This window comes from Bradyrhizobium pachyrhizi (assembly GCF_001189245.1).
In the GTDB taxonomy this organism is placed as follows: domain Bacteria; phylum Pseudomonadota; class Alphaproteobacteria; order Rhizobiales; family Xanthobacteraceae; genus Bradyrhizobium; species Bradyrhizobium pachyrhizi.
Map to the genome: position 1 here is coordinate 1 of NZ_LFIQ01000095.1, position 9,555 is coordinate 9,555.

A 9,555-nucleotide genomic window follows, 5' to 3' on the forward strand; every position below is an offset into this window, starting at 1 on the left:
CTTCCAAGACACAGGGACCCATAACCACCGATGTCGTTGTTGCGCGACGCTGGGCCACCGCCTGCTCTAACAACTCGACCCTGTGGTCATGGGTCCCTGCTTTCGCAGGGACGACGGCGGAGTAGCGGCGCGGTCTCAGCCCTGCGCCGCCTTCGCCTGCCGCGCCGCACATTCGGTGTCGTCCCGGGCAAGCGCAGCGCGACCCGGGACCTAGAACCATCACTGTTCGAGATTGCGCAAAGCTGTGGCCCCAGCGCGGCATCACAACTGCATGCGGTGGTTGTGGGTCCCTGCTTTCGCAGGGACGACAGCGGAGTAGCGGCGCGATCTCGCCCTAAGCCGCCTTGGCCTGCACGCTCTCGCAATACTCCGCCAGCCTGTCCGCCAGCCGCAGTGTCGCCGGGCTGGCTTCGGGGGCGGCGACGAGGGCGACCTCGGTGCGGTCGATCGGCGCAAAGCCGTCCTTTGCGGTCAGCACGCGATGCTCGGGCTGGATCGACATTTCCGACAGAATGCTGAGCCCGAGGCCCGCGGCGACCGCGGCCTGGATGCCGGCGAGGCTGGAGGAGGTGTAGGCCATGTGCCAGTTGCGGCCGGCGCTCTCCAGCGCATGGATGGCGCGGGCGCGGTAGAGACAGCCCGAGGCGAAACCGATCAGCGGAACCGAGCCGGCCGTCGTATCGCGCGGGTGGCTCTTGCTGGTGACCCAGTGCACGCGTTCAGGCCAGACCGCGATGCCGCCCTTCTCATTGGCGGCGCGCTTGATCAGCGCCAGATCGAGATCGCCGCGCTCGAGATCACGGTAAAGGAACAAGCTCTGGCCGGAGCGCACGTCGAGCCGCAAGTTCGGATGGCTGCGCGCGAAGGTGGCGAGCAGCTTTGTCAGCCGATAGGCGGCAAAGTCCTCGGTGATGCCGATCCGGATCGCGCCTTCGCTGCCGGGTCGCGAGAGCACGTCACGGGCCTCTTCGGCGAGCGACAATAGCCGCCGCGCATAGGTCAACAGCCGCTCGCCGGCTTCCGTCGGGGTGACATCCTTGCCGCTACGGATCAGCAGCGGCTGGCCGACATCCTCCTCCAGGCGCTTGATCTGCTGGCTCACCGTCGACTGCGTGCGGTGGACGCGCTCTCCGGCGCGGGTGAAGCCGCCGGCATCGACCACCGAGACGAAACTGCGCAACAGCTCCAGGTCGAGCATCGCAGCCTCCATTTATAAATCAACTGCATGCCAGTCTATCATTTAATTTCCAAATATCAAGGCGTGGGCCTAGATCATGACCGAAGGAGAATTCGCCCATGTCCGCCGCAACCTCGATGGCCGCCCCGCGCGCCCGCTTCAACACCCTGCCGCTGCTGATCGCCCTGTTCTGCCTGCTCTGGAGCTACGCGTTCATCGCCGGCAAGATCGGCGTCACCGATTGCCCGCCGCTGATCCTGCTGGCCGCGCGGTTTTCGCTCGCCGGGGTTCTGATCCTCGCCATCTCCTGGCTGCGCCGCGACCAATGGGATCTCACCTGGCGCGATGCGGCGGTGTTCGCCGTGCTCGGCGTCGCCAACAACGCGCTCTATCTCGGCCTCGGCTATACCGGCCTGAAGACGGTCTCCGCCGGACTCGGCGCGCTGATCGTCTCGGCCAATCCGGTGTTCACCGCCATGCTGGCGGCGCTGTTCCTCGGTGAGAGCATGACCTTGCGCAAGGTGATTGGTCTCGTGCTCGGCATCGTCGGCGTCGCCTTCATCGTCTGGCATCGCATGTCGGTCGGATCGGACAGCCCGCATGGCATCCTGTTCACGCTGGCCTCGCTCGCCTCGATCGTCGCCGGCACCGTGCTGTTCAAGCTGCTGGCACCGAAGGGCAGCCTGTGGATCGGCAACGGCATCCAGAACATCGCCGGCGGCCTTGCGGTGATGCCGTTCGCCTTCGCGCTCTCCAGCGTCAGCGACATCGTGCCCAGCATGCGGCTTGCCGGCGCCTTCACCTTCCTCGTGCTCGGCGGCTCGATCCTTGCCTATCTGCTCTGGTTTCATCTGCTGAAAGTGTGTGGCGCGACCGCCGCAAGCGCCTATCACTTCCTGATGCCGCCGCTCGGCATGCTGTTCGCCTACCTCGTGCTCGGCGAGCATGTCGAATTTCGCGACCTGCTCGGGATCGTTCCGGTGGCGCTCGGCATTTACCTGGTGACCCGCCCGGCAGCCGCCGCGGCCAACAGGAGTATGTCGTGAGCATCACCATCACGCTGGTCGGAGGCCCCACCGCCCTGATCGAGATCGACGGGTTCCGCCTGCTCACCGATCCGACCTTCGATGCGCCCGGCGAGTATCGATTGCCGCATGTGAAACTGGAGAAGCTGACGGGCCCCGCGCTCGGCGCGCGCGATGTTGGCGCGATCGATGCGGTGCTGCTGAGCCACGACCAGCATTCCGACAATCTCGACCATTCCGGCCGGGATTTCCTCAAAGGCGCGAGGCGCGTGCTGACGACGGAGGCCGGCGCCAGGCGGCTCGGCGGCAACGCCGAGGGCTTTGCACCCTGGGCCTCGACCGAGTTGCAGAAGGGCGGCCGGACGCTCACCATCACCGCGACGCCGGCGCGGCACGGACCGGCCGGGATCGAGCCGTTGTCCGGCGACGTCATCGGCTTCGTCGTGCAGCCGGCAAAACCGGGCCGTCCGGTCTATGTCAGCGGCGACACCACCTGGTTCGACGGCGTCGCCGAGGTTGCGCGGCGTTTCGACTGCTGCGTGGTGCTGCCGTTCGCAGGCGCAGCGCAAACCCGCGGCCCCTTCCATCTCACCATGGACACCAATGACGCGATCGAGACCGCGCGCGCCTTTGCGGACGCGGTGATCGTGCCGGTTCATACCGACGGCTGGGCGCATTTCCGGCAGAGCGCGAGCGACCTGCGCGCGAGCTTCGATACGCTCGGCTTCGGCCGCCGTCTGCGCATCCTCGAGCCCGGCATCGCCACGGTCATCGAGCCGTAGGTTTCGTCCCAGGAACCTTGCCGGTATCCGGCTCGTTGTCAGACGGCTGGAACCGGACATGACGCGGCAAGGGACGATCCCACCACACGACAAACATGACGATGCGCCGGCGGCGAAGCCCCGGCGACAGCCGTTCAGTTTCAGCCGCGTCCTGAAGACGCTCGGACCCGGGCTGATCACCGGCGCTTCCGACGACGACCCTTCGGGGATCGGCACCTACAGCCAGGCCGGCGCGCAACTCGGCTACGGCATCGGTTGGACCATGCTGCTGACGTTTCCGCTGATGAGCGCGATCCAGGAGATCTCGGCGCGGGTCGGCCGTATCACCGGGCATGGCATCGCGGGCAATGTATGCCGGCATTATCCGGGCTGGCTGCTCGCGGTCGTGGTGGCGCTGCTGTCGATTGCCAACACCATCAACATCGCGGCCGACCTTTCGGCCATGGCCGATGCCACAAAGCTTCTGATCGGCGGTCCGGCCATCCTCTATGTGGTGCTGTTCGGCGTCACCTCGGTGGCCGCGCAGATCTTCATGAACTACCGGCGCTACGTCGCTATCCTGAAATGGCTGACGCTCAGCCTGTTCGCCTACGTCGCGGCGCTCGCCTTTGCCAAGGTGTCGTGGATGGAGGCGCTGGCCGGCGTGCTGCTGCCGCGCATCAGCTGGAGCGCCGACTATTTCACGACCATCGTTGCGATCCTCGGCACCACGATCTCACCCTATCTGTTCTTCTGGCAGGCCTCGCAGGAGGCGGAGGAGCAGCGGGTCGATGTCACCAAGCATCCGCTGATCGAGCGGCATTACGGGGCCCGGCGCGAATTCTCGCGCATCCGTGCCGACACCATCACGGGAATGGCGTTTTCGAACCTGATCGCATTGTCGATCATCGTCACCGCCGCCGCATCGCTGCATGCCACCGGCAAGACCGACATCCAGACCTCGGCGCAGGCCGCCGAGGCGCTGCGCCCGATCGCCGGGCCGTTTGCCGAGGTGATCTTCGCGCTCGGCATCGTCGGCACCGGCCTATTGGCGATCCCGGTGCTCGCAGGTGCGACGGCCTATGCGGTCGGCGAGGGCCGGCGATGGCGGGTTGGGCTGACGCGCAGGCCGAAGGAGGCGATCGCGTTCTATTCGGTGCTGGGGCTGTCGGGCGGCATCGGCATCGCGCTCAACTTCACGCCGATCGATCCGATCGCGGCGCTGTACTGGAGCGCGGTCTTCAACGGCGTGCTCGCGGTGCCCGTGATGGTGCTGTTGATGTTCATGGCCCGCCGCCGGGACGTCATGGACCGCTTTGTGGTCGGCGGCTGGCTGTACTGGCTCGGCTGGCTCTCGACCGGCGCGATGGCGCTCAGCGTGATCGCGATGGGGATCGGCTTCCTGCTGTAGCTTGTTCGAACTCCTCAGCCCTCGCCGAACAGCGAGCTATCGATCTTGGTCGTCGATTTGACCTTTCGCAGGATGATCGTCGTGCGATAGCTCGCGATATCGCTGTCCGGATGCATGAGGCGGTCGAGGATGAACGATTGATAGCGCGCGAGGTCCGAGGACACGATCCGTAGCGAGTAATCCCAATCGCCGGCAATCATGCAGCATTCGACGACCTCCGGAAGGGCGATCACCTTCTTCTCGAAGCGCGCGAAGGATTCCCTGTTCTGTTGCTTGAGACGGACCTCGACGATCACGTCGAACCCGAGTCCAACCCGCGTCGGGTCCACCAGCGCCACATAGGAGTTGATGACGCCGGCCTCTTCGAGGGTGCGAACGCGTCGCATGCAGGGGGCGGACGAGAGGCCGATCCGTTCGGCCAGCTCGAGATTCGTGATGCGCCCCTCGACCTGCAGCACGTCGAGGATCTTCCGGTCGATCTCGTCGATCACGATCGTGGTTCCCATTTCTTTCGCATTTTCGATGTTTTACGCAATTGATTGTAGAAGAAGGGCTGAAATGCATCTCAAATCGCAATGTCATTGCCCTCCCGCGCGCATAAGATGTGATGCGAGGGTTCTTTGATCGCTGCGACCGAGCAGCAAGGAGCGGGCATGGCCGGAAATGACGACAAATCCTTTTGGGATCGCGCGCGGCGGCACCTCATTCGCTACGGTGGGACGTTCGCTCCCGTCATCATCGAGCGCGCCTCCGGGTCCTTCGTCTATGACGCCGACGGCCGGGCCATCCTGGATTTCACGTCCGGACAGATGAGCGCCGTGCTCGGTCATGGTCACCCGGAGATCGTCCAGACCATCACCGAGCATGCCGAACGGCTCGACCATCTCTTCAGTGGCATGCTGACGCGCCCAGTCGTCGCGCTGGCCGAACAGCTTGCGGGCCTGCTGCCGCCGGCGCTTGATCGCGTCATGCTGCTCAGCACGGGCGGCGAGTCGAACGAGGCGGCCATCAAGATGGCCAAGCTCGCCACCGGCGGCTTCGAGACCGTCGCGTTCGCGCAGTCCTGGCACGGAATGACGTCTGGCGCGGCCGGAACGACCTATTCGGCCGGCCGCAAGGGTTATGGTCCGGCGCCGGTCGGCTCGCTCGCGATCCCGACGCCGAACCCCTATCGCCCGCGCTTCGGCAATGCGGCTGATTGGCGGGCCGAGCTGGCCTACGCCTTCGATCTGATCGATCGCCAATCGACCGGCTCGCTTGCCTGCATGATCGCCGAGCCGATCCTCAGCTCCGGCGGGCTGATCGATCTACCCGAAGGCTACCTTGCCGAGCTGAAAGAGCTGTGCCGGGTACGCGGCATGCTGCTGATCGTCGATGAAGCCCAGACCGGCCTCGGTCGAACCGGCGCCATGTTCGCTTTCGAGCGCGACGGCGTCGTGCCTGATATCCTGACCTTGTCGAAGACGCTCGGCGCCGGCCTGCCTCTGGCCGCGGTCATCACCTCCGCCGAGATCGAAGAGCGGTGCCATGAACGTGGCTTCCTGTTCTACACGACGCATGTGTCGGATCCGATGCCGGCTGCGGTCGGCCTGAAGGTCATCGAGATCATCTTGCGCGACCGATTGGTCGAGCGCGCCAGGATCGCGGGCACGCGGCTGAGGGATGGGCTCCTCGCGCTTCAGAATCGGTTCGAATGCATCGGTGACGTGCGCGGCAGGGGACTGATGCAGGGCATCGAAATCGTGCGCGATCGTTTCAGCAAGGAGCCTGACGAAGCGCTCGGAACGCGCGTCTCTCAGCGCTGCATGCAGCTTGGACTGAGCACCAACATCGTTCAGTTGCCCGGCATGGGCAGCGTATTCCGGATCGCCCCGCCGCTGACAATCAGCGACGACGAGATCGATCTTGGCCTCTCGATCCTCAGCGACGCGTTCGAAAGCGCATTGCAAAGCAGGGCTGGCTAGATCAATCCTTGCGGAACACGATTGAGGCCATCCAGCCGGTCATCAGCGCCATGAACGCGGTGATCAGGCCGTAGACAAGGCCGTTATGCCGCGCAGTGGTGGCGACGAATTGCTCGAAGCCGACCTTGACGATCTCGAACGCGGTCTCGGCCTTGGTCACCAGCGCGCCGTCGGAAAACAGCTTGATCTCGACATTATAGGTGCCGATCGGCACTTCCGCCGGCAGCGGAATGCCGGTGCGGAACAGGGTCGGGGTCAGGAAGGTCACCGCCGAGGTCGCCTCACGGTACAGCCCGTGCTCGGAGCGCAGCCGCACGAAGGCGCTGCGGAACGGGTCGTTCGGCACCACGTCGGCATAGTCGGGCCCGACCCGCTGCATCAGCAGCACGTTGTTGAGCCCGAGCTGCTGCCGCCGCTGCACCTCGGGCGAGGCGATCTGGTCGAACGGGCGATTCGAGAACAGCGCGAGATAGCCCGGCACCTGCAGGAACTGGCGCGAGTCGGTGTTGATCCAGATGCCGAACTTGCGCTCCTTGCGCCGCGTCACCATGTCGGCGCGCGGGCCGGACACCGTGACGACGAGATCGTAATTGCTGCGATTGGCCGGCGTCTTGTCGTCCTTCTCGACCGAGCCGAACAGCACGAGCTCGCCGCCGGAATAGTTCGGCGTCACCGTGACGCGGTGGTTGGAGACCGACACGATCAGCCGCTCGGCATGAGCGGGCGCGGCCGCCAGGCTGGCGGCGGCGAGGCCGATGATCGCGAGCGCCGCGCGCAGCCTCATGGCGGGGCTCCGCCGGTTTCACGGATGCTGAACAGGTCCTGCGGCCGGATCACCAGTTCGACCGCAAAGCGGATGCCGACCGCGAGCACGAGCAGGCCGAGCAGCAGGCGCAGATGCTCGCCGCGGATCTTCTGGCCGGCGCGGGCGCCGAACTGCGCGCCGGTGACGCCGCCAACCATCAGGATCAGCGCCAGCACGGCGTCGACCAGATGGTTGGTCACCGCGTGCAGCATGGTTGCGAACACCATGGTGACGAGGGTGAGCACCATCGAAGTGCCGATCACGGTGGAGGTCGGCACCCGCAGCACATAGATCATCAGCGGCACCAGGATGAAGCCGCCGCCGATGCCCATCACCGCGCCGATGAAGCCGATCGCGAGCCCGACCACGACCACTGGGATGACGGAGAGGTAGATCTTGGAGCGCTTGAAGCGCAGCTTCAGCGGCAGGCCGTGGATCCAGCCATGGCTGCCGGGCTTGCGCAGCGTGACGGGGCGGCCGCCGCGGGCGCGCAGCATCGCGCGCAGGCCTTCCCAGAACATCAGCCCGCCGACCGTCGTCAGCAGGATGACGTAGGACAGCGCGATCATCAGGTCGAGCTGGCCGAGCGAGCGCAGGAAGGTGAAGGTCCACACCCCGAGCGTGGTGCCGAGCGTGCCTCCGATCAGCAACACCGCCGCCAGCAGCGGGTCGATCGCGCGTCTGCGCCAATAGGAAATGGCACCGGAGAACGAGGAGGCCGCGATGTGGCTGGCGACGGAGGCGACCGCGACCGCGGGCGCGATGCCGACGAAGATCAGCAGCGGCGTCATCAGGAAGCCGCCGCCGATGCCGAACATGCCGGAGACGAATCCAACCGCCGCGCCCATCGCCAGGATGAGGAAGACATTGACCGGAATGTCGGCGATCGGGAGATAGAGCTGCACGCGCGTCGCTTCTTGTCGGTTCGCCGCGAACTCGGCACAAGGCCGCATTACGGCGTGATGTCGTTCTGGTCGGGCATTCTCCGGCTGAACGAATCCGGTCGGCGCGCAAGACGCAGGCGAACGCGGGTCGATTGCCGCGTTCTTGCATAACCGAATTCGGCGGGGGGAGGGACTAAAGAATCCGCTCCCGGGGGCATTTTTCGCCGCATCCGGCCGCCGTGCTGCGGACGTGGTTGATGATTCAGATTAATGACGCCCGTGTCGCCTTGTTTGAGCATGATCTCCGCGCAAACGCGTTCCGCGTTTGTCGCGAGGGAAAACCGCTCCGCACTTTCCCGGATCATGCTTTAGGGCCGATCGACAGGCCTGGTGATCAGGTTCAGCGCGAGCGCTTCCTTCGGGTTCAGCCAGCGGATATCGGAGGTTTGCGACATCGCCTCGACGATCGCGGAGGAGACGCCCATCTTGGTCATGTAGCCCAGCACCATGCCCTGGATGCGTTGTGCCTCGGCGAGGGGATCGCTGACCGGCGCGCTCGTCGTGAAGCGATGCACGCCAAGCCGCGAGCCCGCGATGCCATAGCGGGTCTGGCCGCCGGCATAGACCAGGACGCAAGCGCTGGCGCAGGACGCGGGGCGGAGCTTGCCCGAGGCATCGGCGGTGGCGACCGCGGTGACGAGCCCGCGCGTGCGGATGACCTCGCCCATGATGGCGGCCTGGTTCAGCGCGCCGCCGGGCGACGACAGCAGCACGACGTCGCCTGGTGCGAGACGCGCCTCGCTGAGCCGGTCGCGGAACCAACTCGCGCTGGCCGAGCCGATCTTGCCGCTGATCGCAAGCGCCCGCCGGCCGCGGCCCGATCCGTCGATGTCGACGTCGGGAATCACCGCGGACGTCATGCTGGCCGCGATGTAGGTCTCGCGCCAGAAGTCCCAGGCGCCCGGCGTCGACAGGTCCCGGTAAGCCTGGATGGCGACGCTCGACAACAGCAGCACGAAGATGATGATGGACCAGAGCGAGAACCGGAAGGCGCGGGGCGGCGATGCCGCGTTCCCTTGCGGCGTCGGCGGAGGCGAGGCCGAGGGGCGCGGGGCAAATGGAGACGGCGCCTGCCGCGGCGGCGCAACCCGGGGACCGGTCGGCGACGAACGGTGGCCCGTTCCATCATCCTGGCGATCGTCGACAGACAAGCCTGACCCTCCGGAACGTACGCCGACGGCGCGGAACTGCGCGCCTGTCTACACGGCCGAAGGTCGGAGGTATAGGACAGCGGCGCCGTCAAGGCGCCGCAGCCGTCTCGAACCTAACGCGCGATGAGATTAGGTTGAATCGTCATCGCGCTTTAGCTCCTTGTTTGAGCTTGATCTTTTCGGAAAACCGCTTCGCACTCTTCCGGATCATGCTTTAGTGAGCTGGAGCGGCGAGCGCCGCTGTCCGCTTCGAGGGTTGCTTGACCGGTTTCGCCGCTGCGGGCTGCGCGGCCGCGCCATCCCAGCCGCCGGCGGGC

9 protein-coding genes are annotated in these 9,555 nt (G+C 65.9%); 4 read left to right on the top strand and 5 right to left on the bottom strand.

Annotated elements, in window-relative coordinates; all coding sequences use genetic code 11:
* Positions 1–334: 334 nt before the first annotated feature.
* Positions 335–1,198: a LysR family transcriptional regulator gene (locus tag AKL29_RS24330; RefSeq protein ID WP_028334601.1), complete on the bottom strand. Its 864-nt coding sequence runs from the start codon at positions 1,196–1,198 to the stop codon at positions 335–337.
* 98 nt (positions 1,199–1,296) lie between these two features.
* On the opposite strand from AKL29_RS24330, the gene AKL29_RS24335 reads away from it, so the two are divergent.
* The 3 genes from AKL29_RS24335 to AKL29_RS24345 are packed head-to-tail and all read left to right on the top strand — an operon-like array spanning position 1,297 to position 4,374.
* Entirely contained in the window at positions 1,297–2,223 is a 927-nt protein-coding gene (locus tag AKL29_RS24335; protein ID WP_050385915.1) for a DMT family transporter, read from the top strand.
* Positions 2,220–2,984 carry an MBL fold metallo-hydrolase gene (locus AKL29_RS24340; RefSeq protein ID WP_050385916.1) on the top strand — a complete coding sequence of 255 codons (765 nt, stop codon included), beginning with the start codon at positions 2,220–2,222 and terminating at the stop codon, positions 2,982–2,984. Before AKL29_RS24335 ends, AKL29_RS24340 begins: the two co-directional genes overlap by 4 nt.
* Positions 2,985–3,042: 58 nt before the next feature.
* On the top strand, positions 3,043–4,374 hold the full coding sequence (locus AKL29_RS24345; RefSeq protein WP_050385917.1) for an NRAMP family divalent metal transporter: 1,332 nt from the start codon (positions 3,043–3,045) through the stop codon (positions 4,372–4,374).
* Positions 4,375–4,388: 14 nt separating this feature from the next.
* Here AKL29_RS24345 and AKL29_RS24350 read toward each other — a convergent pair whose 3' ends face one another.
* On the bottom strand, positions 4,389–4,880 hold the full coding sequence (locus AKL29_RS24350) for an Lrp/AsnC family transcriptional regulator (protein ID WP_028334605.1): 492 nt from the start codon (positions 4,878–4,880) through the stop codon (positions 4,389–4,391).
* Positions 4,881–5,027: 147 nt separating this feature from the next.
* Here AKL29_RS24350 and AKL29_RS24355 point away from each other — a divergent pair, with 147 nt between their 5' ends.
* Positions 5,028–6,338: an aspartate aminotransferase family protein gene (locus tag AKL29_RS24355; RefSeq protein ID WP_050385947.1), complete on the top strand. Its 1,311-nt coding sequence runs from the start codon at positions 5,028–5,030 to the stop codon at positions 6,336–6,338.
* 1 nt (position 6,339) lies between these two features.
* Here the strand turns inward: AKL29_RS24355 and AKL29_RS24360 are convergent, their stop codons facing one another.
* The 3 genes from AKL29_RS24360 to AKL29_RS24370 form a co-directional block, all read right to left on the bottom strand.
* Positions 6,340–7,122, bottom strand: a complete 783-nt coding sequence (locus tag AKL29_RS24360; RefSeq protein WP_050385918.1) for a TIGR02186 family protein — start codon at positions 7,120–7,122, stop codon at positions 6,340–6,342.
* The gene (locus AKL29_RS24365; RefSeq protein ID WP_028334608.1) at positions 7,119–8,048 is read right to left on the bottom strand and encodes a sulfite exporter TauE/SafE family protein; all 930 of its coding nucleotides are present in this window, start codon (positions 8,046–8,048) and stop codon (positions 7,119–7,121) included. Before AKL29_RS24365 ends, AKL29_RS24360 begins: the two co-directional genes overlap by 4 nt.
* Before the next feature lie 347 nt (positions 8,049–8,395).
* A complete protein-coding gene (locus tag AKL29_RS24370; protein ID WP_050385919.1) occupies positions 8,396–9,238 on the bottom strand; it encodes a COG3904 family protein in 843 nt (280 codons plus the stop codon).
* Between the last annotated feature and the right edge of the window lie 317 nt (positions 9,239–9,555).